The 25,016-nt window shown below is 56.2% G+C and carries 22 protein-coding genes; 8 read left to right on the forward strand and 14 right to left on the reverse strand.

The window, feature by feature from the left end; all coding sequences use genetic code 11:
- Positions 1-36: 36 nt before the first annotated feature.
- The 3 genes from D9N14_RS02875 to D9N14_RS02885 form a co-directional block, all read right to left on the reverse strand.
- The gene (locus D9N14_RS02875; RefSeq protein WP_290576682.1) at positions 37-1,359 is read right to left on the reverse strand and encodes a DUF3883 domain-containing protein; all 1,323 of its coding nucleotides are present in this window, start codon (positions 1,357-1,359) and stop codon (positions 37-39) included.
- The gene (locus tag D9N14_RS02880) at positions 1,356-1,766 is read right to left on the reverse strand and encodes an HIT family protein (RefSeq protein ID WP_290576685.1); all 411 of its coding nucleotides are present in this window, start codon (positions 1,764-1,766) and stop codon (positions 1,356-1,358) included. Before D9N14_RS02880 ends, D9N14_RS02875 begins: the two co-directional genes overlap by 4 nt.
- Positions 1,767-2,081: 315 nt before the next feature.
- On the reverse strand, positions 2,082-2,360 hold the full coding sequence (locus tag D9N14_RS02885) for a hypothetical protein (protein WP_290576687.1): 279 nt from the start codon (positions 2,358-2,360) through the stop codon (positions 2,082-2,084).
- Between the two features lie 252 nt (positions 2,361-2,612).
- On the opposite strand from D9N14_RS02885, the gene D9N14_RS02890 reads away from it, so the two are divergent.
- Positions 2,613-3,458, forward strand: coding sequence for a nitroreductase family protein (locus D9N14_RS02890; protein ID WP_290576689.1), 846 nt, complete (start codon positions 2,613-2,615; stop codon positions 3,456-3,458).
- Positions 3,459-3,531: 73 nt separating this feature from the next.
- Here D9N14_RS02890 and D9N14_RS02895 read toward each other — a convergent pair whose 3' ends face one another.
- Positions 3,532-4,047, reverse strand: coding sequence for an outer membrane beta-barrel protein (locus D9N14_RS02895; RefSeq protein WP_290576691.1), 516 nt, complete (start codon positions 4,045-4,047; stop codon positions 3,532-3,534).
- 114 nt (positions 4,048-4,161) lie between these two features.
- The gene (locus tag D9N14_RS02900) at positions 4,162-4,575 is read right to left on the reverse strand and encodes an FHA domain-containing protein (protein WP_290576693.1); all 414 of its coding nucleotides are present in this window, start codon (positions 4,573-4,575) and stop codon (positions 4,162-4,164) included.
- Positions 4,576-4,810: 235 nt separating this feature from the next.
- Between D9N14_RS02900 and D9N14_RS02905 the strand changes: the two genes are divergently transcribed.
- Positions 4,811-6,496: an ABC1 kinase family protein gene (locus D9N14_RS02905; RefSeq protein ID WP_290576695.1), complete on the forward strand. Its 1,686-nt coding sequence runs from the start codon at positions 4,811-4,813 to the stop codon at positions 6,494-6,496.
- A 9-nt stretch (positions 6,497-6,505) separates the two neighbouring features.
- A complete protein-coding gene (locus D9N14_RS02910; RefSeq protein WP_290576697.1) occupies positions 6,506-6,994 on the forward strand; it encodes a Dabb family protein in 489 nt (162 codons plus the stop codon).
- Between the two features lie 2 nt (positions 6,995-6,996).
- On the opposite strand, the gene cynS is transcribed toward D9N14_RS02910, so the two are convergent.
- Genes cynS through D9N14_RS02930 form a run of 4 tightly spaced genes read right to left on the reverse strand, consistent with a single transcriptional unit; the run spans position 6,997 to position 10,598 of the window.
- Positions 6,997-7,431 carry a cyanase gene (gene cynS / locus D9N14_RS02915; RefSeq protein ID WP_317622564.1) on the reverse strand — a complete coding sequence of 145 codons (435 nt, stop codon included), beginning with the start codon at positions 7,429-7,431 and terminating at the stop codon, positions 6,997-6,999.
- A 19-nt stretch (positions 7,432-7,450) separates the two neighbouring features.
- Entirely contained in the window at positions 7,451-8,362 is a 912-nt protein-coding gene (locus D9N14_RS02920) for an ABC transporter ATP-binding protein (RefSeq protein WP_290576699.1), read from the reverse strand.
- 11 nt (positions 8,363-8,373) lie between these two features.
- Positions 8,374-9,201, reverse strand: coding sequence for a nitrate ABC transporter permease (gene ntrB, locus D9N14_RS02925; RefSeq protein WP_411267917.1), 828 nt, complete (start codon positions 9,199-9,201; stop codon positions 8,374-8,376).
- A 2-nt stretch (positions 9,202-9,203) separates the two neighbouring features.
- The gene (locus tag D9N14_RS02930; RefSeq protein ID WP_290576703.1) at positions 9,204-10,598 is read right to left on the reverse strand and encodes a CmpA/NrtA family ABC transporter substrate-binding protein; all 1,395 of its coding nucleotides are present in this window, start codon (positions 10,596-10,598) and stop codon (positions 9,204-9,206) included.
- A 339-nt stretch (positions 10,599-10,937) separates the two neighbouring features.
- Between D9N14_RS02930 and D9N14_RS02935 the strand changes: the two genes are divergently transcribed.
- Positions 10,938-12,899, forward strand: coding sequence for a sigma 54-interacting transcriptional regulator (locus tag D9N14_RS02935; RefSeq protein ID WP_290576705.1), 1,962 nt, complete (start codon positions 10,938-10,940; stop codon positions 12,897-12,899).
- On the opposite strand, the gene D9N14_RS02940 is transcribed toward D9N14_RS02935, so the two are convergent.
- Both D9N14_RS02940 and D9N14_RS02945 read right to left on the reverse strand, forming a co-directional pair.
- Positions 12,876-13,343 (reverse strand): peptidylprolyl isomerase, encoded by a 468-nt coding sequence (locus D9N14_RS02940; RefSeq protein WP_290576707.1) that lies wholly within the window; start codon positions 13,341-13,343, stop codon positions 12,876-12,878. The genes D9N14_RS02935 and D9N14_RS02940 overlap by 24 nt on opposite strands.
- A gap of 107 nt (positions 13,344-13,450) precedes the next feature.
- A complete protein-coding gene (locus D9N14_RS02945; RefSeq protein WP_290576708.1) occupies positions 13,451-14,029 on the reverse strand; it encodes a DUF1569 domain-containing protein in 579 nt (192 codons plus the stop codon).
- A gap of 139 nt (positions 14,030-14,168) precedes the next feature.
- Between D9N14_RS02945 and D9N14_RS02950 the strand changes: the two genes are divergently transcribed.
- On the forward strand, positions 14,169-15,134 hold the full coding sequence (locus D9N14_RS02950; RefSeq protein ID WP_290576710.1) for a magnesium transporter CorA family protein: 966 nt from the start codon (positions 14,169-14,171) through the stop codon (positions 15,132-15,134).
- Between the two features lie 6 nt (positions 15,135-15,140).
- Here the strand turns inward: D9N14_RS02950 and D9N14_RS02955 are convergent, their stop codons facing one another.
- The 3 genes from D9N14_RS02955 to D9N14_RS02965 form a co-directional block, all read right to left on the reverse strand.
- Entirely contained in the window at positions 15,141-15,455 is a 315-nt protein-coding gene (locus D9N14_RS02955; protein WP_290576712.1) for a hypothetical protein, read from the reverse strand.
- Between the two features lie 104 nt (positions 15,456-15,559).
- The gene (locus tag D9N14_RS02960) at positions 15,560-16,249 is read right to left on the reverse strand and encodes a PspA/IM30 family protein (RefSeq protein ID WP_290576714.1); all 690 of its coding nucleotides are present in this window, start codon (positions 16,247-16,249) and stop codon (positions 15,560-15,562) included.
- Between the two features lie 23 nt (positions 16,250-16,272).
- Positions 16,273-16,680, reverse strand: coding sequence for a YjfI family protein (locus tag D9N14_RS02965; RefSeq protein ID WP_290576716.1), 408 nt, complete (start codon positions 16,678-16,680; stop codon positions 16,273-16,275).
- 204 nt (positions 16,681-16,884) lie between these two features.
- Here D9N14_RS02965 and D9N14_RS02970 point away from each other — a divergent pair, with 204 nt between their 5' ends.
- Genes D9N14_RS02970 through D9N14_RS02980 form a run of 3 tightly spaced genes read left to right on the forward strand, consistent with a single transcriptional unit; the run spans position 16,885 to position 24,956 of the window.
- Positions 16,885-17,535, forward strand: a complete 651-nt coding sequence (locus D9N14_RS02970; RefSeq protein WP_290576718.1) for an OB-fold-containig protein — start codon at positions 16,885-16,887, stop codon at positions 17,533-17,535.
- A gap of 38 nt (positions 17,536-17,573) precedes the next feature.
- Positions 17,574-19,643: a flotillin family protein gene (locus D9N14_RS02975; protein ID WP_317622565.1), complete on the forward strand. Its 2,070-nt coding sequence runs from the start codon at positions 17,574-17,576 to the stop codon at positions 19,641-19,643.
- A gap of 15 nt (positions 19,644-19,658) precedes the next feature.
- Positions 19,659-24,956 (forward strand): DNA repair ATPase, encoded by a 5,298-nt coding sequence (locus tag D9N14_RS02980; protein ID WP_290576722.1) that lies wholly within the window; start codon positions 19,659-19,661, stop codon positions 24,954-24,956.
- The last annotated feature ends 60 nt before the right edge of the window (positions 24,957-25,016 follow it).

The following is a 25,016-nucleotide window of genomic DNA, read 5'->3' on the forward strand; positions in this document are numbered from 1 at the left end:
GCCAACTCAAAATCACAACTCATGATCTCCATGCCCTCACCGCTCCCCAAAACTAGCCATATAATTCTTAGCCTGAAGATTAACATGACGATCCACAGCACCCTCCAACTGAAACAACCGCGCACTCGCCCTGAAATCATACACCCGGTACAAGCAATACTGCGCCTCGTTGTCTTTTGAACACGCTAACTCATTGTCCGAAATATAGAACGGATGGTATTTCCCGCAGCTGGTGGTCTTGACTTCTATATACAGTTCTTCTTCTCGTTCCACATTAAAGGACTGTATATCAAAGCCTGCGCCGTCACCGTCGTCGTTGCTGACCCAGCGGATTTCCTTTGCCAGGTCTGGGCGCCCCGCCTGTTGCAGTCGGAAGCGCTCAAAATCCAGAACAAAGCGTTCACCTTGCTCCCCCAACGAACGGTTGGTTCGCTCACGTTCTGCGTAGTTGGGTTTGCGGGCGAGGTATTCTCGTGGAGCTTCTTGGATCTGAGGGATACGGTCTGGTAACTCCCGATCCAATACGCTGTTCCAATCCACCGCATTTTGCCTGTACTCAACGGCTTGGGAGGCAGCATCGGCGAAGGTATTCAACGTTTTCAAATCTGCCGCAATATGCGCCAGCACAACATCTTTCAGCATACGCTGAAAGTTAAAGGCTGGTTTATAGCCTGAAATGTAGGGCTGCCCCAATTCAATCAAAATGGCACTAATATTTTGGTGTTTAAACTCAATGGAGCTTTCTGATCGGTTACGCAGTTTAGTTAGCAAAGCTCGACGGTGTGCAGCTTTGTTATATTTATTGCCAATGATCTCTTGCTCCAGCATGGCGAAGTAATCCTGCACTATGGCTTCGCATTCCAGCCAATCCCAAGCGTCCTTTCCTGCCTGCAACAATTCTCGTCGCGCTTCGGGTGCAAGGTTCTGCATGAGGGCTGATTTTAAATACTCCCGGGTCATTTGGTAGCTCATGTACTCGAACAACTCATCGTCCAGGGTTGCATAGGCAATATGCTGGTCGATTACACCGGGGCCGGAGGCCGTGCTCAGTTGCGCAAAGGCATCTTGCTTACCCGGTTTCAGTTTGAAATGCCAGAATCCGCTGCTGCGTAAATGAAAAAAGGGAAGGTGTGGGTTGTTTCGATCATTGGGGTTGGCCAATCGCTCAAAATGTTTGGTGAATGTTGCCCTCAGTGTTTGATCAAAGTAGATTTGGTTACGCTGGATGTGTTGTTGCTCGATCAGGTCCATCACGGCCAACAGCAGTGCGACTTTATGTGGGCTTTTTTCGCCGCCATCGCCGCCTCGTGTGTTCATGCGCAGGCGTGAGAGTTTGTGTTCGTATTCCTGCAAACTCACTTGCGGCCACTCCAATAGTCGGCCTTTTCCGGTACGACCCAGCGCACGCCGCCTCTGGGGTCAACCCCGGCTTCGTCAAACCTGGGAATCAGATGGATATGCACATGGGGAACGGTCTGCCCCGCCGCGGGGCCATCGTTGATGCCAATATTGTACGCAGCGGGACTGTATTCCCGGTCCAGATCTGCCTTCGCAGTCTCCAGCAGTTCCAGTAAGGCGTTGCGTTCTGCCGGGGTCAACTCGAAAAACGATTGTACATGCCGCTTGGGGATGATGAGCGAATGGCCTTCCGACACCGGGAACCCGTCACGAATCACAAAGCCATGATCATTGTGTTCTAGAACGCGATGATGATTGTTTGCATCTGCAATCTGACAAAACGGGCAATTTTCGTGTTCATAAGTCATCTAGTGTACTCATGAATGGATAGATGTAGGTGGCTCAGTATAAAAGTTGGCTAATGTTGCATCAAGATCGTACTTTAAACGTAGCGAGGAGCCAAACAGATCATCGCAATTGCTGCAGGAAGCACTAATCGATTAACAGGGAGTCAGTTTCCGTCACTGGGAAGCCCTCATTGATCACTGGGAAACCAAATTCCCCACTGGGAAGCCCCCATTGATCACTGGGAGACCAGATTCACCCACTGGGAAATCCCAACGGATCACAGGGGCGCGCACTTTCTCACCGGGAAGCCACGTTGCACCTGGTTCCCACCCCACCTAATTCCAATTCAACAAAGTACTCACCTCTGTGCGCACCACTTTCGGCACATGGCCGGGCAGCAGTGGTTCCAGTTGCAAATGAATGGACGAACCCAACAGCGGTCCGCCTCCGGCAGGGCTTGGGGTGCCGGTTGGGCAGTTGCTCACTTCGTAACAGACCCACTTTAGGAATTCAGTACCCTTGTAATCCGGGTTACCCTTCGATGCCAGAAACTTGGTGCACCAGCTCGCCCCGGCGCCAATGACGATGGCGCCTTTCCCCACCATTTTGCCCATTTTGACTCCCCCCGATCGCGCGCATTCGGGCTAGCATGCTCTTTCCATGCCCCGTATCGCGTGACTTGCACGCCGAGTGCGGTCATGTATACACCTTATATCCTGATAGGGTTCCTGATAGAGTGGGAAGCCTGATGGATGCCCCTTGGGACATAGGATCGGGGCGGCTGAACGGATCAAACAGTCCATTCAAAAACCAAATCAAATAATCAAATCAAGCAATTAACACGAGTGAGCAGCAGGATAACAACAATGGCCGAAACTGAGATGAAAGATTCCGCAACCCGCTCCAACTTTATGGACGACCTCAAGGAAACCCTGCGCCGGGGCGCCACGGTGGACGGTTACGACTACAACGTGAAGAAGCGGTATTACGAACCGGCCCCGGAGCAAACCCAGGGCGAGGCCTTCACTCAGGTGGTGGAGAGCCGGCGCTCGGTGCGCAAGTTCACCGACACGCCGATCCCGCGGGAGGTGCTGGGCGCGTGCATCGACCTGGCCCTGATTGCCCCCAGCTCCTGCAACCTGCAGCCCTGGGAATTCCATGTGGTGCAGTCGCCGGACAAGAAAGCCAAGCTTGTGGAAGCCTGTATGAGCCAGAACGCGGCCACCACGGCGGCGGAACTGATTGTGGTGGTGGCGCGCACCAATAACTGGAAGAAGATCGCCAAGCTCAATATAGATCAGTGGCCGCAGCCGAAGATTCCAAAACACTGGAAGGATTTCTACAGCAAGGGCGTGGCCTTCACCTATTGGCAGGGGCCGTTGCACGCGGTGGGCTATGCGAAGAAGGCGCTGTCCAATGTGGCCGGTTTGTTCCGCCCCATGCCCCGTGGGCCCTTCACCAAATCCGATATGCGGGTGTGGGCCATCAAGAGCACCGCCCTGGCGGCAGAGAACCTGATGCTGGCGTTTCGTGCCCACGGTTTTGATTCCTGCCCCATGGAAGGCATGGACGAGCAGCGGGTGCGCAAGCTGCTAAAACTGCCCCGGGATGCGGAGGTGGTGATGGTGGTGGGTGCCGGCGAACGGGCTAAGGATGGGGTGTATTTCCCGCGGGTGAAGTTCGATCGGGATAATTTTGTGCGTTATGTTTGATTGGGTTCAGCAAGACCAAAGCGCATCGGTTTTGGTCTTGCTGTGGTCTTACCTCAGTCCTGACTCCACCCGATCAGAACCGCAGATTCAGCCCCAAACTCAAATAGCCGACATCTTCTTCAATGATGGTGTATTCCGCTTCGATCTGGGCAACGTCACCCAGGTTGAAGCCAAAGCCCGCACCTACTGACAAGCCGGTGTCGCTCTCATCGGCGCTGTCACCGTAGGCTTCTGCGGTCACGTCTTCTTTCAGGATGCCGCCTTTGACTTTGAAGAACACGGTACCCTGGGAGCGGTAGGCAAAGTACAGGGCGCTGGTTTCGATCTCGCCTTCCACTTGGGGCCCGTAGTAACCGGATAAACCAGCATGGAAGGTGTCGGATTTGTTGTGCTCGAACTCAATGGCGGCGCCGTTGCCCAGGTTGTATCCAACCAAAAAGCCTTTGCCGTTGGGATCGTTGGAATCCAGTTCCTCGGCGTCAATTTTAAAGCTGCCACCCTTAACCCCAATATACACACCCGGATCCTGCGCAAACAGGGGTCCACTGGCCGCCATCAACATGGCCGCACTCAAGGCGAATTTTTTCATAAATAAAAGAACTCCAGATATTTTTAATGTAATGCACCCCGGGCGACAGCGGGCTGTTCGGCCGGGGTGTTGGAATTCTAGCCTATGATTGCGGGTAAGGGCAAAGTGCGGGGCCTATCGGCTCGGGTTGGGGGCGCAGCCTTCCAGAAACACAAAGTCGAAGGCGCCGATGGCAATGCGGTCACCGTTCTCCAGCACGGCGGTGCCCACCGGTTCGCCGTTGACGATGCAGCCGCCGCTGTCCGGGTGGGTGGTGATCATCCACAGGTCGTCCAGGTGTTCGATGTTGAGGTGGCAATCCAGCAGGCTGGGGTGGCGCAGGTAAAAGTCCACGCCGGTGGTGGAACCCAGGGTCCAGTTGCGTTGGCCGTGGTGGGGCCGCAGTACCATCTCCAGGCCGCGAAAGGGGGCGGACAGCATGATCAGGCGGGCGTATTCGCAGGGGCGGGTGGCCTCCTGCCGGGCATGGTGGTCGGTGAGGAACGCGTTGACGGATTTCAGTAGACGGTTATGGATGGCGGATCCCATTGCCGGTGGCCTCCCTGAGCTGGTAAATGCTGACTGCACCTGTGTATGATGGAATCTATAGAGTTATAAAAACAGGGCAAAAGGTCACAGAATGGCTGGCAATAGTGGTGTACGGGGCCGGCTCTGGCTATGATGCCTGGGGTCGGCGCAAGCCTATAACAACAATCATAACACCCTAAATAATCACCCGATTTTACAGCCCAATAACAACAATTTGCGAGGGAACCCCACTGCCATGGGCATGCTATCCAATCCGGTAAAAGACGTTAAACGGCTGAATGAGATTTTTTCCATCCTGATCAAGTATGGCTTCGGCGATGTGTTGCGGCGCATGGGGCTGGCCAATACGGTGGAGCAGGCCAGCCGCCTGATGCGCACGCCCATTTCCAACCAGATGCTGAACATGCAGCCCCCCGAGCGCTTCCGTTGCGCCATAGAGGAGATGGGCCCCACCTTCATCAAGCTGGGGCAGATCCTGGCCACCCGGGTGGATCTGTTCAGCCAGGACATGATTCACGAACTGGAGAAGCTGCAGGACAACGCGCCGGTGATGCCGTACGCCGAGATTGAGCCGTTGATCGAGAAGGCCCTGGGGGCGCCCCCGGCCAAGGTGTTCCGCCACATCAATGAGCAGCCCCTGGCCAGCGCCTCCATTGCCCAGGTGCACGAGGCCATGACCAAAAAGGGCGAGCGGGTGGTGCTGAAGGTGCGCAAGCCCGGGGTGCGGCGCACCATCGAGGCGGACCTGCGGCTGATGCACAGCATGGCCCGGCTCATCAATATCCAGTCGGTGGAGCTGCGCCGCTATCGGCCGGAGGAAATGGTGCGGGAGTTCGAGCGCTCCCTGCGCCGCGAACTGGATTTCACCATTGAGGCGAAGAACTCCGAACGCATTGCCCGCAACCTGCGCAAGTTCAAATGGCTGAAGATTCCCAAGGTGTATTGGCAGTGGACCAGTGAAACCCTCAATGTGCAGGAGTATGTGCAGGGCACCTCCGCCAAAGACGCAGAAGCACTGGACCGAATGGGGGTGGACCGGGAGCTGCTGGCCCGCCGCGGCTCGCAGGTGGCCTGGAACTGTATGCTGGAGGATGGCCTGTTCCACGCCGATCCCCACCCGGGCAATTTTTATGTGCTGCCGGGCAACGGCATTGCCATGCTGGACTTCGGCATGGTGGGCAAGCTCAGTTATCAGCGCCGGGAACAGATCATCCGCCTGGTGCGCTCCATTATTTTTCAGGAAACGGACACCGCCGCCGCGGTGCTGGTGGAGTGGAGCAACAGTGACAACATCGACGTGGAAGCCCTGGCCCGGGATTGCGCCGATCTTGTGGAGCAGTATTACGGCCTGAACCTGAGTGAGATCGATATTCCCCAGGTGATCCTGGATTGCATGGCGTTGATGCGCAATTACGATCTGGTGATGCCGTCGGACATCACCCTGGCGGCCAAGGCGTTTATTACGCTGGAAGGTTTTGGCCGCCTGGTGAAACCGGATTTCAATCTGATGGACGCGGCGGAGCCATTGATCCGGGATCTGATCAAGAAGCGCTATCACCCGGTGCGGCTGGCCCGCTCCCTGGGCAGTCGCGCCATCAAGATGGTGGATCGTATTTATGAACCGCCGTCTGAACTGCCCCAGGTGCACAGCCAGGGCAGCAGTGCCAAAATGGACGCCTATTTGATGGATCGCCTGTCCTATCGTCTGGAGGATGCATCCTATCGCCAGACCCAGGCCATTTACGATGTGGGTTTTCTGATTATGTTTACCCTGTTGCTGATCACGCCCCATGGCCCCCGCATTTATGACATCAGCGTGTTGAATGTGATCGGCGTGCTGGGGGTGTTGGGGGTGATGGCCAATGTGGCGCGAATTCAGGTGGTGACCTGGTGGCAGCGTAAGAAACGGGATTTAAGTTAGGAGGCAACCGTGCATCAGACTCGTAGTTGTAAATGGATAAACGCCCTGTTACTGAGTTGTGCTCTGGCGTTGGGCATTGCCGTGGTCTGGCCCGTTCCAGTGCAGGCGCAAACGCCGGCCGATTCCACCCCCGCTCTGCATCATCTGGTGCTGGTGAGTTTTAGCGCAGACAGCACGCCGCAACAACGGCAACAGGTGATCGAGGATTCACTCACCCTGCTGCGGGACATTCCCGGTGTGGAAGCGGTGGCGGCGGGGCACAAGGCACAAGCGAACCGGCCGGTGCACATTCAGGATTACGATGTGGGGATTTATGTGCGCCTCTCCAGCGAAAGTGCGTTGGCGGATTACAGTGCCCACCCCAGGCACCAGCAGTTGCTGCAGCGCAACAAGGCCACCATTGCCGGCATCCGGGTGATTGATTTTGTGGGGGAACCTGAACCGGCTGTAACCGGTTCAGGCTTGGGTTTGGATTTGGGTTTGGATACGGGGGAATAACCTTACCAGGCTTTATAGGGCAGGAATTTTCCGTTCATGGTGATCACCACCCGATCCCCTTTCGGGTTTTCCTCTTTCTCCACTTCCATGGAGAAGTCGATGGCGCTCATGATGCCGTCGCCGAATTTTTCCTGGATCACTTCTTTCAGAGTTTCCCCATAAACGCCGACGATCTCATACAGGCGATAGATCAGCGGGTCGGTGGGGACCGCCTGATCCCACACCTTGGTGGGGTACTTTTGCAACGCGGTGCAGATCTCGGGGCTCAGATCCAGCACACCGCAGAGGGCCTCTGCGCTTTCCTTTGGCATGCTGTTCATGCCCATGCAGGCGGAGGTGGTCCAGACCGGCGACATGCCGATGGCTTTGCCGATGTCTTCCCAACTCATTCCTTTGCTTTCTTTGGCAGCGATAATGGTTTTTGCCACTTCACTCATGACGATTCTCCTGCTGTTGCTATTGATTGACTGCTCGTGGATGTTGAGGGGTGTGGTCCGCCGCCGCGCCTTCTGCTGGCGCGCCGGACAGGTCCAGATCTGCTAACGGGTTTACCTCTTTGGGTTTGCCTGAGGTGGTATCCGGTTTCTCGCCGGAGCGGTTGACCAGGAAGTTCACCAGGTAATTGCGCAGCGGGTAGTAACCGGGTTGTTGAAAAATGGTGTTGCGTTGCCGGGGCCGGGGCAGGTCCACCTTCACCGATTCTGCGATGGCGGCATTGGGCCCGTTGGACATGAGAAAGATGCGATCCGACAACAGAATGGCTTCGTCCACATCGTGGGTGATCATGAACACCGTCTGATGGGTTTCACTCCAGATTTTCACCAGCTCCTCCTGAATCACGCCCCGGGTCAGCGCATCCAGGGCACCGAAGGGTTCGTCCAGCAGCAACAGTTCCGGCTGGGTGGCAAAGGCGCGGGCGATGCTCACCCGTTGCCGCATGCCACCGGACAATTCCGAGGGTTTGCGATTCAAGGCGTGTTCCAGTCCCACCATGTTGAGAAAGCGGGTGCTGTGTTCCCGCACCTTGCTTTTGCTCCAGCTCTTCCAGCGGGCTTTGACGCCGAACTCCACATTGCTGAGGGTGGATAACCAGGGCAGCAGGCTGTAGTTCTGGAACACCACGCCGCGTTCAAGGCTCGGGCCTTTTACTTCCTTGTTGTTCATGATCACCGCGCCGGCGCTGGGATCATCCAGCCCCGCCAGGGTATTGAGAATGGTGGATTTGCCGCAGCCGGAATGGCCGATGATGCAGACAAACTCGCCTTTATCCAGGGTAAAGTTGACGTTGTCATAGACGGTGAAGTCGTTGCCTTCTTTGGTTGCATACACCTTCGACAGGCCGCTGACTTCCAGAAATGCGTGTGACATGTGGCTGCCTCCTATTCGTTGTATTCAACCAGTCGTTGCGCACTGGACAGGGCCAGGTCCAGCAGCATGCCCACGCAACCGATCATCAGGATGGAAAAAATCACGCTGTTCAAATCCAGGTTGTTCCATTCGTTCCACACGTAGTAGCCGATGCCGGTGCCGCCCACCAGCATTTCCGCGGCCACGATTACCAGCCAGGCGATGCCGATGGAAATGCGCATGCCGGTGAGAATGGTGGGTGCTGCCGCCGGCAGGATCACCTGAAACGCCGTACGCAACGGTGACAGCTCGTGGGTGCGGGCCACGTTGATCCAGTCGCCGCGCACGTTGGCCACACCAAACGCGGTGTTGATCAGCATGGGCCAGATGGAACAGATGAAGATCACAAAAATGGCGGAGGTCTCTGAATCCTGGATGATGAACAGGGCCAGTGGCATCCAGGCCAGGGGTGAGATGGGGCGCAGCACCTGGATAAACGGATTCAACGCGTTGTACATCAGGGGTGACATGCCCACCACAAAGCCGATGGGAATGGCAATCAACGCCGCCAGAATATAACCGGTCAGCACCCGATACAGGGAATAGGCCAGCTGAATGCCGATGCCCTTGTCGTTGGGCCCCTTGTCATAGAACGGATTACTCAGTTCATCCCAGGCGTGTTTGAGCACGTCGGAAGGCGGGGGCACCCGCGCTTCCTGTTCGGCTCCACCCATCAGCATTTCGTATTCCGTCATCTCTGTGGATTTTTCCGGTGTCACGACTGCGGCTTCCCAGATGCCGAACAGCAGCACGGCCATCACAATCGACAGTAAAGCGGCACGAAATGGCATGGACTGCATCATCAGACTCTCCCGATGGCAAAGCTCTTCACGTATTCATCGGGCTTGGTGTAATCAAACTCTTTGCCCATGATGGTGTAGTTGGCGTAGGTTTTGGTGGGCGCGCTGTAACCCAGATCCTTCATGATCTTTTCGCAATCCGATGCCAGGTACACCTGCTCTGCCACCGCTTTGTAATCCACGTCGCCCTTGATGTAGCCCCAACGTTTCATCTGGGTGAGAATCCACACTGCCATGGAATGCCAGGGGAAGGGGTCGAAATCGATGCGGTCCGGCACATCCTGGATGGAGCCCAGGCCGTCGGCGTAGCGCCCGGTCAACACCTGCTGGATCACCGGCACCGGCTGGTTCAGGTAGTTCTTCGGCGCGATGGCTTCCGAGATCTCTTTGCGGTTGTCCGGGTTGGAGGAATACTGGGTGGCGTCGATGATGGATTTCAGCAACGCGCCGTAGGTGTTGGGGTTGGTCTCGGCGAACTCTTTACTGCAGGCAAACGCGCAGCAGGGGTGGCCTTCCCAGATATCTTTGGTGAGGGTGTGGATGAAGCCCACTTTTTCCCACACGGCGCGCTGGTTGAACGGGTCGGGGGAGAGGTAACCGTCCAGGTTGCCGGCCCGCAGGTTGGCCACCATTTCCGGCGGCGGTACCACACGGATCTGGATGTCTTTGTCCGGGTCCAGGCCGTGCTCGGCCACGTAGTATCGCAGCAGGAAGTTATGCATGGAATAGTCGAAGGGCACGCCGAACTTGAAGCCTTTCCACTGTTTGGGATCGCGTTTGTCTTTGTGGTCCACATGCAACACGATGGCCTGGCCGTTGATGTTTTCCACGGCGGGCATAATGTAAGGCTCGGCGGTGGAACCGGCACCCAGGGTCATGGCCAGGGGCATGGGAGTCAGCATGTGGGAGGCGTCGTATTCCTTGGCCAGGGATTTATCCCGGGCCACCGCCCAGCCGGCGGTTTTGATCACGTCCACGTCCAGGCCGTATTTGGAATAAAAGCCCAGGGGGTGCGCCATGATGATGGGAGTGGCGCAGGTGATGGGCACAAAGCCCACGTTGAGTTTGGTTTTTTCCAGCTTGCCCATGGATTCCTTGAGGGCCGCCTTGGCTTCGTTCATGGGGAAGAAGGTGGACAGCATGGCCGCGGCAGTACCGCCCCCCAGCAAACCCATAAACTGACGGCGGCTGACGTCGCTCTGGTTGAACACCGCTCGCACCACCGCGTTCTCGATGGCCCGATCCATCATCTCTTCGGAGGACATCTGTGCCGAGGGCGCAGTGCCGGTGGCGTCTTCCTGCTGGATGGCGCTGGCGCATTTCTGGCAACTGCATCCCGCTTCATGGGTCAGGCTGGTGTTTGGATCGTATGGGTTTCCAAGACTTTTAACGGTCATCTCTGACTCTCCCCCGGAGTGGTTGGTGAAACTGTGCAGAATGGAGTGACCTGCACTATTACGGAACATGAGCGGGACTGGCGCCCCCTGATCTGCCCGGCAGCGGAGATGATCCGCCCACTGGGCTGGTTCTGTGATGATCAGAGCATGCTCCGTGCCAATCTGGTTGGTGTAGCCCAGTGCCCTTATAAAACAATGACTTATGTTTTGGTGGTGGGGGTGAGAAGGTGTTACGCAAAAGCGTAAATTACGCAGATGAGTAAAAATATTTTACGAGAATTCGTAATTGGCACGGCCCTTGTTTGAACTCACGTAATTGAGCATTGGTGAGGGCAATACATGGAAAACGAACTGGAGACCAGGGCAAGATTACTGGCCAATGGGCTTGATACCAGCGACATGGCAGTACTGTGTATCGACCCGGTGGCCGATCAGGTGCTGGAGTGCAATGCCACCCTGGTGACCCTCACCGGATTCACCCGGGATCAGATCTTTTCCATGCCGGTGTCCATCCTGTTCGCCAATCAATTCCCCAGCCTGGTGGCCTTCAGTCAGGCCTGCATTGAAAACAAGAACAGCTACACCAGCGAACTGAATCTGATTTGCGCCGACGACAGCACGCGCCCGGTGGAGGTGTACGGTTCGGTGTTTGAAGAGCAGGGCAAACCCCGCCTGCTGTTCACCCTGTTTGATACCCAGTACTGCCACAAGCTGCGCCTGGACGCCGATGCCACCCGCTATCATCGCGGTGGCCTGATGGAATGGAAGCGGATCGAAGAAGTGTTCTCGGAATTCGAGCGCGAAAACCAGTTGATTCTGAATGCCGCCGGGGAAGGCATTTACGGGGTCAACACGGAAGGGGTGACCACTTTCCTTAATCCGGCGGCAGAAAAAATGCTGGGTTACAGTGCGGCGGAACTGGTGGGGCTCAATGCCCACGAGTACATCCACCACAGTCATGAGGACGGCTCCTGTTACCAGATGAACTGCTGCCCCATTTTTGCGGCATTCCACGATGGGGTGGTGCATCAGGTGGGGGACGAAGTGTTCTGGCGCAAGGACGGTTCCTCGTTTCCGGTGGAATACACCAGCACGCCCATTGAGGATCAGGGCCGGGTGGTGGGTGCGGTGGTGTTGTTCCGGGATGTCAGCGAACGGCGGGAGGCGGATCGCCGCTTGCGGGCGGCCTTGTCGGAGGTGGAAAGCCTGAAGCGGCGCCTGGAACTGGAGAACGCCTATCTGCAGGAGGAAATTCGCTCCGAACACAACTATCGGGAAATCGTCGGCCGCAGCAACGCCATTCGCAATACCATCGCCCAGATTGAACTGGTGGCCCCCACCGACGCCAACGTGCTGATCACCGGCGAGTCCGGCACCGGTAAGGAGCTGTTGGCCCGGGCCATCCATGAAGCCAGTGAACGCCGCACCCGGCCGTTGATCCGGGTGAACTGCGCCGCCATTCCCCGGGACCTGTTTGAAAGTGAATTTTTCGGCCATGTGAAAGGGGCCTTTACCGGTGCCACCAGTGATCGCATCGGGCGTTTTGAATTGGCGGACGGCGGCACCCTGTTCCTGGACGAAGTGGGGGAAATTCCCCTGGAACTGCAGGGCAAACTGTTGCGGGTGTTGCAGGAGAAACAGTTCGAGCGGGTAGGAGATACCCAGACCCGGGGGGTGGATGTGCGGGTGATTGCCGCCACCAACCGGGATCTGAAAGCGGATGTAAGTGACCACCGTTTTCGGGAGGATCTGTATTTTCGCTTGAATGTGTTCCCTATTGAATCGGCCCCGTTGCGCAAACGCAGTGAGGACATTCCGTTGTTGGCCACGTACTTCATCGAAAAGGCCTGCCGCAAACAGAACAAGCCGGTGCTGCCGCTGTCGATCGCGGATGTGCGCCGCCTGCAGGCCTATAACTGGCCCGGCAATATTCGTGAGCTGGAGAACGTGATTGAGCGGGCGGTGATTGTATCCGGCACCGGCAAGTTGCGCATCGATGTGCCGGAGCTGACCCGTTCGCTGCTGCCCGTGGCACCGACGCTGGCTCAACCTGAGAACACCGGGACGCTGGTGAAAACGGAAGAGGAACGCCGCAACGAGGAGCGCAATAATGTAATCAGCGCCTTGCAGCAATGTGGGGGTAAGGTGTCGGGTGTGGATGGGGCGGCGCGCTTGCTGGGTATGAAACCCACCACCCTCTATTCCCGTATCCAGCGTTGGCGGATAGATGTGTCGGTATTCAAAAACGCAGAGTCGGAGTCGAGGCGGGCGTTGCGCTCAGGCCTGGGGGCCGCCGGTTAGCTCTTCTGCGGTGGCATCCCGCACATTGCGGATCTCGGCGACAAAGCGCAGGGTTTTGCCCGCATAAACGTGATTGCCGTCCAGCGTGATGCTGTGCTCGTTCAATTCAACAATGCGTACCGGCAATGGTCCATCGGCGGTTTCTGCGGTGATTTCCATCCCGATGGCCAGTTCGGTATCGGTGGCCAGTAACGAGCGCGGCACGGTTTGCAGCAAGTCCTCATCCCGCAGGCCATAGCCGAATTCCGCCGGCACCTGCACGTCGATTTTATCGCCTGTGGTTTTGCCCGCCAGCGCCTGTTCAAAACCGGGCGGCATCTGCCGGTGCCCGTGTACATACAGCATGGGCAGAAAGCCTTCGGTGGTTTCCAGCAGCTCACCGGACTCATCCAGAATGCGGATGTGCAGGGCCACCAGTTTGTTGTTCTGGATGCGGTCGCTCATGCCAATGGACGCTCTTCAAGAGATTCTAAAAGACCTGAACAAGCTTATAAAAAAGGGCGATCGAATTCGCCCTGTTTTTTTAGCCTGATACTGCGCGTGGCGTCAACTCAGTAGGTCAGGCTGGAGAAGTGGTCCGCCATGTGGAAGGCATTGGCCAGTTCCCACTCCCGGTAATTCAACTTTCCATAGGCGAAATGGGGGAACAGCTCACCGGTGAAGCTCTGGAAATCGCTGATGGCGTTACGGATGCGCTCAAAGGCTTCCGGCAGGGGGCCATCGTCGGCGATTTCCGGGCCGGGCACTGGTGCGCTCAGGTTGTGGCTCATATAGCCCTGGGCCACGAAGGCCTGGAAGGCAATGTACTGAACGGCCTGTTGCGCCGGTGGGTCGGTTTCCGGAAAACCGAACATGGCGCCTTCGCAGGTCTTGGCCAGGTGGTTGAGTACCTTGTACAGGCTCCACTCCTGTTGCATTTCCAGGGTGTCCAGGTTGTTTTCAATCTGGGCCAACTCGATCAGGGCTTCATTCAGGTCGCCAAAGCGCAGGCCCCGGCCGTTGTTGCTGCAGCCGGACAGGGTGCCCAGGCCGGCTGCGGCGGCCACACCGACAGACAGGCGCAAAAAGGATTTTCGGCTCATGGTGGTTGGCGCGGGAAGTTCTCCTAGGCCGTTGTTTTTATTGTTCATGTCTCACTCTCTACAGGCTTGGTCCAATGGGGGAAGAACGGTTGTGACAGCTCTGATGATGGATTATAAAGGTGGCCATGGACAAAAAGCGCCCGTCCATAGGGATGGGTAGTTTTGATAGATTGATAAGGCGATAGGCATGATTCGAACCCAGTGGTTGAAAGACGGAGCAGTACAGGCAGGACACGAGGAGCTGATCAGCCGCTGGCAAAGTGAAGGCGGTACCATCTGGATCGACCTGGAGGGGGAGGATGAAGCGCAGGAGAAGGCCTTTCTCACCGGGTTGGGCTGCCATATCCTGGCGGTGCAGGATGCCCAGCGCCAGCGGCATCCTCCCAAGTACGAGGATTTCGAAACCAATACCTTCGTGCTGTATCGTGGCTTTGAGCGCTTTGACCAGGACATCAATGTCCGTCACGTGCAGGTGGCGTTTTTCATCGGCACCAACTTCCTGATCAGTCGTCGCAACGGCACTTCCTTCGGGGTGGAGAAACTGTGGAACGTGGTGGAGGATGTGCAGCGTTATCTGCCCACCCCGGCCATTCTGTTCACCCGCATCGTCAATCAGTCCCTGGGTGAGTACATCAAGCGCATGCTGGAGTTGGAGGACAACATCAGCCGCATGGAAGACGAAATGCTGGACGACCCCACCGACCAGTTGATGCAGCGCTTTGTGTCCTATCGTTCCCGCCTGCGCAAGTTAAACCGGGTCTTCAGTTATCATGAAAAAGTGTTTGCGGAAATTCTGAAGGAGCCCACCGAGATCCTGGATATGTCCAATTCCGCCATCTATCACTCCATGCAGGATGTGTACGACAAGTGTGAGCGGTTGGACAGCCTGGGCACGCTGTATTACGAGCAGTGCGGCGATTTGATTGAAGGTTATATCTCGTTGACGTCGCACCAGCTGAACAAAACCATGCAGGCGCTGACGGTGATTACGGCGATTTTTGTGCCGCTGGGTTTGTTGTCCGGAATCTATGGGATGAACTTCGAACACATGCCGGAACTGCACTCCCGCTACGGTTACTATATCCTGCTGGGTGTGATGGCGACGGTGGCGATTACGTTGCTGGCGTTCTTCCGTCGCCGGCGCTGGTTGTAGATTCGGTTAGTCTTCGTGTTTGCGGGCGTAGGCCAGCAGCTCTTCTGCCACTTTTTCCCGAATGGCGTTCTGGTCATCGGGATCAAGGCCGTATTTTTCCGCCAGAATGGTGAAGTCCTCGGCTTTCAGGGAGACCGTGAGCCGGGGGCGCAGGGGCTTTTTATTATAGGGTAAACCCAGAATCTTGCGGATCTGGTCCGGCGGATTCAGATTGCTGTCCAGCGCCGCCTGCTTGATCACGCGCTGCGCCTCCGCCGATACATCAAAGGCCACCTGGACGGCTTTGATGGCCTGCTTCTCTTTTTGCCAACGTTCGTTCATGCTGTTACCTGTTTACCACGCAAAAAGCGCGATACCGCACGCAGTGGTATCGCGTTGGTATCGCGTTGGTATCGCGTTAAGAATGCCGTAATCCGTTTTCAGGATTACTGTTTGCCAGCTTTGATCCGGGCCAGGATGTCAGCCGCTGATGCGGTTTCCCCTTTGATGCCCGCTTCTTCCAGTTTGCTGTCCAGGTCGTTACCGGCGAATTCCTTGTCCAGCAACTCGCCGGCTTCCAGTTGATCCTGTTTCAGTTCCTGGCGGGCTTTGATGCGCTCCAGGGATTCCCGTGCCGTGTTCAGGGTGGAGTTGTTGGCCGCCACGTTTTCCACCACCTGCTCTGTGGCTTTCTGCACACTCTCAGTGGTGCGCACGATGGACAGCTCGCGCTCGTGATCGGCAATCAGCTTCTCGGCTTTTTTGATGTGGGCTTTCAGCTGCTCCACCTGGCCGGTCAGGCGCGCCACAATGGCATCCTGCTCCCGCTTTTCGCCTTCAAAGGTGGCGATCTTGCCGGCCACTTCCAGGGCCAGAGCCTCATCGCTTTGATCCAGGGCTTTGCTGGCATAGCCTTCGTGGGTGCGGATATCCTCCACCAGCTTGCTGACCTTGCGTTCTGCCTGCATCTTGCGGGCCATCACTTCGGTCAGATTGGTTTTGGCCTGCTGGATACTGTTCTTGGCGTCGATGATTTCCTGCTCGAAAATGCGGATGCCATTGGAGTCCACGATGGCATCGCCCATTTCCCGTACGCCGCCACGCAGTGCAGTCCAGATTTTGTTTAGTACGCTCATGTTGTGTCTCCGGTCTGTGTTCGTTAAATCAGGTATTCTTCCAGGGCTTCCAGTGCGTCGTAAGCATTGGAGGCCAGGGTGATCAATTCTTTGCAGGTGTCGTTAAAGCTGCTGCTGGTGGCCATGGCACCGAACACCACGTAATAATCTTCTACAATGGCAAAGGAGCTCAGTGGCATGGCCACGTTCAGCTCCAGCATGGTTTTGTTCAAATCGGCCATCCGTTGCGGCTGGATTTCCGATTGCTTGCACAGGTACGTGATGCACAGAATCTGGGTATCGGTGATGGTGACGAAAATGGGCATGGCATCCAGTTCCGACACGATCACCTGCAGCACCTCCTGTTCGCCCTGAATGGGTAAGCAGTTAAAGGTGTGCCCTTCGTAATTCACCTGCCCCAATTGAATGGTGAGTTCCTGGATTTGGGTCATCGTTGCTTGTCTCCTTTTTGACATATTATGTCGATAGGGTTAAGGTTAGACCTGCCTGACATATCATGTCAAGCAAATCTGTCTAACCGGATAAAACCTTGCTATCGTTGCGTCTCTTTGAGGCAGGATTATAACAACATCAATCTTGACATATTATGTCTAAGCGTCTAGTTTGACATAATATGTCTGCTGTCGGGGATTTAAATGGAAGCATTCATTTCTAATATTTTTCACTATCCTACTGTTTTTTTTACGATTTTATTGGCGGTTATCACGCTCTATTGGGCCGTTGCTGCGCTGGGGCTAATTGAGCTGGACGTGTTGGACTTAGATGTCGATTTCGACGCGGATCTGGATGTCGAAGGCCTTACAGGAATAGCTGGGTTAATGGTTACTCTCGGGTTAACTGGCGTACCTTTTACGATAGTCCTGACACTGCTGGTGTTGCTTGGCTGGTTCATTAGTTACTTTGTGGTCCATTTGTTCTTCTTTTGGGGGTATGGCACTTTCATGACGTACCTTGTGGGTACTGCGCTTATCCCTGTTGCAATAGCGGTATCAATCCCTGTAACGGCGGCTTTGATTCGGCCGCTGAAACCACTGTTTAAAAAGGCCTATGCGCCGGTACCGGAGAAAGTATTGCTGGGGCGCCCTTGCAAAGTGCGTTCTACGCGAGTGGATGAAAACTTTGGCGAAGCGACCGCAGATTTAGAAGGAGCAAGTCTAATACTTAAAATCAGGGCTGAAGCTAATAACAAAATTAAAAGAGGCGATATGGTGGTGTTAATAGAACACTATCCGGAAAACAACACCTACTGGGTTGTGCCCGAGCACGAATTTAATTCGAATCACTAATCACGATACTCTCCAATAAAATAAGAGGAATACATGCTATGGAAATGGTCATGCCCTTTCTGGTTGGCTTTGCAATAATAGTTCTAGGAGTAGTTGCTGTACTGGCGTTGTTCAAAGCCTTTTATATCAAGGTTGATCAGGGTAATGCGTTGATCGTGAACGACATGTCCAGATCGCCAAAGGTGTACTTCACTGGTGCCATGGTGCTGCCAGTGATCTACAAAAAGGAAATCATGAAGATTTCCGTCATCACCCTGGAGATTGATCGCCGGGGCAAGGATGGTTTGATCTGTCGCGACAACCTGCGGGCTGACATCAACGTCGCCTTCTACTTGCGGGTGAATGAAACCGCCCAGGACGTGTTGAAAGTGGCGAAAGCCGTGGGTGTGGATCGAGCTTCGAACAAAGATGCGGTGAACGAGTTGTTCAACGCCAAGTTCTCCGAAGCCCTGAAAACCGTGGGTAAGAAAATGGAGTTCCTGGAGCTGTTCGAAAACCGCATCCAGTTCCGTGATCGCATTATTGAGGTTATCGGCGAAGACCTGAATGGTTACGTGCTGGAAGACGTGGCCATCGATTATCTGGAACAAACGCCGAAGTCGGCACTGGACCCTCACAATATCCTGGATGCGGAAGGTATTCGCCGCATCACCGAAGTCACCGCCACCCAGAACGTGGAAACCAATCGCCTGGAGCGGGACGAAGAGCTGGAAATCAAGCGTAAGAACGTCACCACCAAAGAGGCCATGCTGGAGCTGGAGCGTCAGCAGGCGGATGCGGAAGCCCGCCAGCAGCGTGAAGTGGAAAGCCTGCGCGCCCGTGAGGAAGCGGAAACCCTCAAGGTCAAGGAAGAGGAACGCCAGAAGTCTGAGTCGGCCCGCATCACGGCGGAAGAGGCCATTGCCATTGCCGAAGAAAACAAAATGCGTCAGGTGGAAATCGCTGGCAAGAACCGCGAACGTGCGGTGGCCATTGAGCATGAGAAAGTGGAAAAAGCCCGTCAGCTTGAGGTGGTGAACCGCGAGCGGGAAGTTGAACTGCAAACCATCGAAAAAGAAAAGGCACTGGAAGAAGAGCGCAAGATCATCGCCAATACCATCAGCGAACGCATCGCCGTTGAGAAGAAAGTGGCAGAAGAGGAAGAGCGCATCAAGGATGTTCGCACGATCTCCGAAGCGGAACGTCTGAAGCAGGTGAAAGTGCTGGATGCGGAAGCCGATGCCCAGGAAGACCTGGTGAAACAGGTGAAGAAAGCGGAAGCCGAAGAGATGATGGCCAACCACCGGGCGAAGGAAATCAATGTGATCGCCCAGGCGGAACTGGAAGCAGCGGCCAAGCAGGCGGAGGCCCAGATCAAGCGTGCCGAAGGCACCCAGGCGGAAGAAGCGGCCATGGGTCTGGCCCAGGCCCGCGTGCAGGAAGCCAAAGCGGTGGCGCTGGAGAAAGAAGGCGTGGCCAAAGCCAACGCCGATCAGGCGCAAGGTATCGCCCGTGCCCGTGTTATTGAAGAGCAGGCTGCGGCCAACGAGAAACAGGGTCTGGCGGATGCCCGGGTGCTGGAAGAAAAACTGCAGGCCAAGGCCCGTGGTGAGAAAGAAATCGGCATGGCAGACGTGGCCATCATGGAAGGCAAGCTGACTGCGCAGGCCAGTGGTGATGAGGCCATCGGTCGTGCCGCTGCGGTGGCAGAGCGTGAGAAAGGCCTGGCCACTGCCCAGGTCATCCGTGAGAAGGCGCGTGCTGAAGCGGAAGGTCTCACTGACAAGTTCGAAGCCATGAACAATATGAGTCCGGAAGCCCGTGACTTTGAAGAATTGCGCATGCGCCTGGATCTGGCGTTCCAGGAAGTCATGGCCACCATCGAAGCCAATAAGGACATCGCCAAAGATCAGGCGGAAGTGCTGTCGGCGGCTCTGGAGAAAGCGAAGATCGAAATCGTGGGCGGTGAAGGCGATTACTTCAACAGCTTTGCCAAAGCCCTGTCGGTGGGCAATGCCATCAATGCGGTCACCGGTAAGAGCCCCATGATTCAGCAGGCGTTGAACAAGCTGATCAATCTGGGTGGTGAAGAAAAAGCCGTTGCAGCGGATTCCCCGAAAGAAGCATAAAGGCAGGGACGGTCAGTGACAGACGTGAGTCAGGCAGCCAGCGCCACACAAGGCATGAAACAAAGTACGGAACAGGTTGAATCGGCGGTGGCCCAGGGCACCGCCTACGAAGTCATTCGCAAGCGCCTGGCGGATCAGGGTAACCGTCTGGAAGCCCTGGCCAATCAACTCAATCAGGCGCGCCTGCAGGAGTTCGGTTCCACCGAGTTGAGCATCATCGGCCGCACCCGAGTGCGCACCGATAACAACTGCCTGGCCCGGGATATTGTACGGGTGGGCGATTACCTGCTGTTTGGCTACAACGTCTTTATCGGACTCAAACAAACCACCTCGGTGGCGGATGTGTTTTCCCTCTATCGGTTGGTGGAAGGGGAAGACGCGCTGGACATGGAGCCGGTGTCTGCCCAGAACACGTTTCTGGGAGATGCCCGGTTTCAGTCCGATTTCAATGAGCTGTATACCTATTACAAGAACACCTCGCTAACCCAGTTACGGGTCAAGGAGGGGCGTCTGCTGGCGGCGTTCCAGATCGGCGAGCGGTTGACGGATATTCGCGTCTTCCGCTGGTCGGTATCGGCGGATGGTTCACAGATTGAGTACATTGATAACCGCGGCGAGCGCGACATTGAGCTGCCGCCGGCGTGGGATTTCCAATGGCGCGAGGTGGATCGGGAAGCCATTGTCGACGGTCGCCATCCCCATGTGAATATCCTCGATACCTTATTCGTGGATACCATCGCCGGCGACCTGACCATCAAGGTGGAAAACAACACCCGCAGTGGTAAAGGCATCTATGCGGAGCCGGTGGACGATCCCAATCAATCCCTGGATGACGCGGATTTCCTGTTTGCTGAGATCGGCCAGCTGATTCTGTTGCGCATCAAGCCCTATCAGGAAGAGCGCTGGCGCCACCTGGTGTTCAATCGCCTGAACCAGTCTGTGGTGCGCATTGACGCCATCGGTGACAGTTGCCAACAGTTGCCGGAGGATCACGGCATAGTATTTCCCGGCGGTTATTACCTGCAGACGGGGGAATACAAAACCTTTGATGAACCGCATGAGGGCCTGCGCTTCCGTCGTGCCATTCGCTCCCCCAACGGCGAGGATGTGCTGTACGTGCACTACCAGGCGGAAACCGGTGTGGTGGCCCTGTATCCTTACAATATGATCGAGAAGGCCCTGCGCAATCCGGTCTATGGCCATGGCTACGGCCTGTTTGAAGATGGCCGCATGGTGGTGTTCTCGGCCGACGAGGAACCCACCCGTGTGCATCCCATGCAAATCTGGCAGTCGCCGTTTTTCAGTGACGTTCACGCCAGCCAGGCGCAACAGTCCCAGAGTTTTTACGGCCGGATTGGCAACGCGGAACTGGTGCGGGGTATTTCGGATTTGTTCAGTGTGGTGCAGCTGATCCGCAGCCCCAATGCGGCGTCGGCCCATTATCACGAGTTGTGCAAATACGCCTCCCGCCTGTTTGATCAGTATTACTGGTTGTCGGACGCCTCCTTGGCGGAGACCCATGACATCCTGAAGGCCATCATTGAGTCCGGCGAGCTGGTGCTGGATGAATATGAAAAAGTCCAGAGTATCCGCAAGAGTTCCCAGAAAGCGTTGCAGGATGCCGAGCAATCCGTGGCGGCGCTGATCAAACGGATGCAGCCGGACGCCTGGACCACACCACAGCCCTTCATGAATGCCATGCTGGGCATTCGCAAGCTGCGGGGCCACCTGCTGACCATCCTGGATTACCGCTACATCAACCAGGAACGGATTCGGGAACTGGATGGCGAGTTGGAGCAGCAGCAGGACGCCATTGCAGCGCGCACCATTGATTTTCTGGCGGAGGAGCAATCCCTGCAGCCGTTCTACGATGATCTGGAACACCTGGAAAAGCAGGTGGCAGACACAGACATCAAATCCGAGCTGGCGCCTTTGCTGGAGAAACTGGCGACCCTCAGTGATGGGCTGGATGCCCTCACCGAAACCGTCAGCGCCATTACCGCGGCGGAGGCCACCGTCCGCACCGCCATCATCGAACGCATCTCCACCCTGTTTGCCCATTTGAACCAGGCCCGTGCCCGCACCCAGAACAAACTGAAGAGCCTGGGCTACAACGAGGCCCTGGCCCAGTTTTCCGCCCAGTTCAAACTGTTGTCCCAGAGCATGACCAGCGGCCTGAGCCTGTCCACCTCGCCGGATCGCTGCGACCAACAACTGGCCAAACTGATGAATCAGTTGCAAGAGCTGGAAAGCCAGTTCGGGGAGTACGATGAATTCCTGGCGGACATCCTGGAAAAGCGGGAAGAGATTTTTGAATCCTTTGAATCCCACAAGCAGGGTCTGTTGGATGAGCAGCAACGCCGGGCGCAAACCCTGCACGATGCCGCCAAACGCATCATCGACGGTGTCCGCAAGCGCAGTCAGAAATTCAAGACCGAAGAGGAACTGAACACCTTCTTCAGTTCCGATCCGCTGCTGAACAAGCTCAAGCAGTTGTCACAGCAATTGCGTGAACTGGATGATGCGGTCAAAGCCGATGATGTGGACGCCCAGTTAAAAGGGGTGAAAGATCAGGCGGTGCGCTCCCTGCGGGATAAATCTGATATTTATGAAGACGACGGCAAGGTCATCAAGCTGGGGCCGCGCCATCGTTTCAGCGTCAACACCCAGGATCTGGATTTGACCCTGCTGCCCCGGGGTGAGGAACTGTATTTTCATTTGTCGGGCACGGATTTTTATGAAGCCTGTGACATCGAAGGGCTGCAGGGCACCCAGGCTTACTGGAATATGGCCATGGCTTCGGAGTCCGAACAGGTCAGTCGGGCGGAATATCTGGCTTATTCGGTATTGCGGGCGGCGGAACGCCATCAGGAAGCGCTCTCCATCACACAATTGATGCAGGCGCGCAACCAGCGGGAAGCGCTGATGGAGCTACTGCGCCAGTACGCTGAACCCCGTTATAAAGAGGGCTATGAGCGGGGCATCCACGACCACGATGCGGCGCTGATCCTGGAACGCCTGTTGCCCCAGTATGAGCTGGCGGATCTGTTGCGCTTTGATCCTTTGGCGCGGGCCTGGGCCACACTGTACTGGGCGCAAACCCAGGACCAGGATGAGCAGAAGCAGTGGCCCATGCGGGCCCAGTCTGCCGTGCAGATGTCCAACCTGTTTGGCAGCGATCGGGCCTTCAACGAGTTGTGGCTGGAGGTAGGTGAGCAGCTGCAGGAATTCCTGCAACAGCAGGGTGTCGCGGGGGCGGAGTCATTTGCCCGGCGCAGCGCCCGTTACCTGATCCTGGAACTGGCCAAACCGATGTTGGAATTTTCCGTGACCCGGGCCAGCCAGACGTTGATGGAAAGCCTGCAGCGGGCGTTGAAACAAGCCAATGCCCAGTCGGTGTTTGAAGACAATATCCGCGCCTTGCAGGGAACGCCGGGCAAGGCCTGGCGTTATGTGGAAGGGTGGCTCAGCGCCTGGTTGCACCAGCAGGAGGATCAATCCCTCCACGCCTTCATTCCTGAGGCGGTGGTCCGCATCCTGGTGGATGGCCGCCTGGCCTGGAAACCCCGCGAGTTGAATCTGGAGCTCACGGTGGACGGTTTGCTGTCGTCCCATGCCAATATTGAACAGGGCAGCCTGACAATGCGACTGGATGAATTCCTGCTGCGTATGGAGCAGCACCAGACGGTGGTGGTGCCGGCTTACCAGCGCTATCAGGCGCAGCGCCACCAGGCTGTGGAAACCGAGAAAAAACGCTTGCGCCTGGATCAGTTCAAGGCGCGGCCGTTGTCCTCGTTTGTGCGCAACAAACTCATCAATCAATCCTATTTGCCGCTGATCGGTGACAACCTGGCCAAGCAGATGGGGACGGTGGGCGATAAAAAACGTTCTGACTTGATGGGACTGTTGATGATGATCTCGCCCCCCGGCTACGGCAAAACCACGTTGATGGAATACGTGGCCAATCGTCTGGGTCTGATCTTTATGAAGATCAACTGTCCATCGTTGGGGCATGAAGTGGATTCCCTGGATCCGCAGCAGGCGCCCAATGCGACCGCCCGCCAGGAATTGGAAAAACTGAATCTGGGTCTGGAAATGGGTAACAACGTGATGTTGTATCTGGACGATATCCAGCATACCAATCCCGAGTTTCTGCAAAAATTCATTTCCCTCTGTGACGGGACCCGGCGCATCGAAGGCGTATGGAAAGGGCAAACCAAAACCTACGACATGCGCGGTAAAAAATTCTGCGTGGTGATGGCGGGGAACCCCTACACAGAAAGCGGCGAGCTGTTCAAGATTCCGGACATGCTGGCCAACCGGGCCGACATCTATAACCTGGGTGACGTCTTGAGCGGCACCGAAGAAGTGTTTGCCCTCAGCTACATTGAAAACAGCATGACTTCCAATCCGGTGCTGGCGCCGTTGGCCACCCGCGACATGGCGGACTTCTATCTGTTTGTGGATATGGCCAAGGGCCGGGCGGTGAATGAATCCGAATTCAAGCACCCCTATTCCGCCGCCGAGAGCCGCGAAATCGTTGAGACGCTGAAAAAATTGTTCCTGGTGCAGGCAGTGGTGTTGAAAGTGAATCAACAATACATCGAATCCGCCGCCCAGGACGAACGCTTCCGTACCGAGCCACCGTTCAAGTTGCAGGGCAGTTACCGCAATATGAACAAACTGGCGGAGAAAGTGACGCCGGTTATGACCGCCGATGAACTGGAGGCACTGCTCAATGATCATTATCTGGGGGAGGCGCAGCTGCTGACCACGGGAACCGAAGCCAACCTGCTCAAGTTAAAAGCGCTGCGCGCAGTGCTTACCGCCGAGGAAGCGCAGCGTTGGGAGGCCATCAAACAGGAATTCCGTCGCCTGAAGCAGATCGGTGGCGACGACGCCGATGTGGGCGTGCGGGTGGTGTCGCAGTTGAATGCCATGTCCCAGGGCATTGAAAAAGCGGTCACGGCCCTGTCAGCCCGTGCGGAATTGCCTGCCTCCGCGAATAACGATGGCTTGCAGCAATCCCTGCAGTCCATCGCCGACGCCATGGCCAACATGACCACCCACGTGGAGGTGGTCAATCAGCCGGTGCCGGGCATCGACCTGTTGCTGCAGGGGTTGGTCTCCACCCTGGAAGGCAGCATCTTTCCGCTGGTGAAGGCCATGGACGGCAAAATCGACCTGGATCTCAAGACCCATCACAAAATGGGTGCCATACTGGAACAATTGCGCACGTTGGAAGCCAGCATGTTGCGGTTGAAGCATACCACCCGAGGCAGTAGCGGCAACACTGCGGGGCCGGGGGAATAGTGCCCTGGAGCTAGGGGCTGCTTTCCAGTAGAGTGCAATGCAGGTGTTTTCATTAACCAG

Origin of the sequence: Ketobacter sp. (assembly GCF_003671495.1) — a bacterium.
In the GTDB taxonomy this organism is placed as follows: domain Bacteria; phylum Pseudomonadota; class Gammaproteobacteria; order Pseudomonadales; family Ketobacteraceae; genus Ketobacter.

Bases quoted from the DNA above. Each gene is read 5' to 3' on its own strand.
- D9N14_RS02880 (WP_290576685.1), bottom strand. From the start codon at position 1,766: ATGACTTATGAACACGAAAATTGCCCGTTTTGTCAGATTGCAGATGCA.
- D9N14_RS02885 (WP_290576687.1), bottom strand. From the start codon at position 2,360: ATGGGCAAAATGGTGGGGAAAGGCGCCATCGTCATTGGCGCCGGGGCG.
- D9N14_RS02890 (WP_290576689.1), top strand. From the start codon at position 2,613: ATGGCCGAAACTGAGATGAAAGATTCCGCAACCCGCTCCAACTTTATG.
- D9N14_RS02895 (WP_290576691.1), bottom strand. From the start codon at position 4,047: ATGAAAAAATTCGCCTTGAGTGCGGCCATGTTGATGGCGGCCAGTGGA.
- D9N14_RS02900 (WP_290576693.1), bottom strand. From the start codon at position 4,575: ATGGGATCCGCCATCCATAACCGTCTACTGAAATCCGTCAACGCGTTC.
- D9N14_RS02905 (WP_290576695.1), top strand. From the start codon at position 4,811: ATGGGCATGCTATCCAATCCGGTAAAAGACGTTAAACGGCTGAATGAG.
- cynS (WP_317622564.1), bottom strand. From the start codon at position 7,431: ATGAGTGAAGTGGCAAAAACCATTATCGCTGCCAAAGAAAGCAAAGGA.
- D9N14_RS02920 (WP_290576699.1), bottom strand. From the start codon at position 8,362: ATGTCACACGCATTTCTGGAAGTCAGCGGCCTGTCGAAGGTGTATGCA.
- ntrB (WP_411267917.1), bottom strand. From the start codon at position 9,201: ATGCAGTCCATGCCATTTCGTGCCGCTTTACTGTCGATTGTGATGGCC.
- D9N14_RS02930 (WP_290576703.1), bottom strand. From the start codon at position 10,598: ATGACCGTTAAAAGTCTTGGAAACCCATACGATCCAAACACCAGCCTG.
- D9N14_RS02935 (WP_290576705.1), top strand. From the start codon at position 10,938: ATGGAAAACGAACTGGAGACCAGGGCAAGATTACTGGCCAATGGGCTT.
- D9N14_RS02940 (WP_290576707.1), bottom strand. From the start codon at position 13,343: ATGAGCGACCGCATCCAGAACAACAAACTGGTGGCCCTGCACATCCGC.
- D9N14_RS02945 (WP_290576708.1), bottom strand. From the start codon at position 14,029: ATGAACAATAAAAACAACGGCCTAGGAGAACTTCCCGCGCCAACCACC.
- D9N14_RS02950 (WP_290576710.1), top strand. From the start codon at position 14,169: ATGATTCGAACCCAGTGGTTGAAAGACGGAGCAGTACAGGCAGGACAC.
- D9N14_RS02955 (WP_290576712.1), bottom strand. From the start codon at position 15,455: ATGAACGAACGTTGGCAAAAAGAGAAGCAGGCCATCAAAGCCGTCCAG.
- D9N14_RS02960 (WP_290576714.1), bottom strand. From the start codon at position 16,249: ATGAGCGTACTAAACAAAATCTGGACTGCACTGCGTGGCGGCGTACGG.
- D9N14_RS02965 (WP_290576716.1), bottom strand. From the start codon at position 16,680: ATGACCCAAATCCAGGAACTCACCATTCAATTGGGGCAGGTGAATTAC.
- D9N14_RS02970 (WP_290576718.1), top strand. From the start codon at position 16,885: ATGGAAGCATTCATTTCTAATATTTTTCACTATCCTACTGTTTTTTTT.
- D9N14_RS02975 (WP_317622565.1), top strand. From the start codon at position 17,574: ATGGAAATGGTCATGCCCTTTCTGGTTGGCTTTGCAATAATAGTTCTA.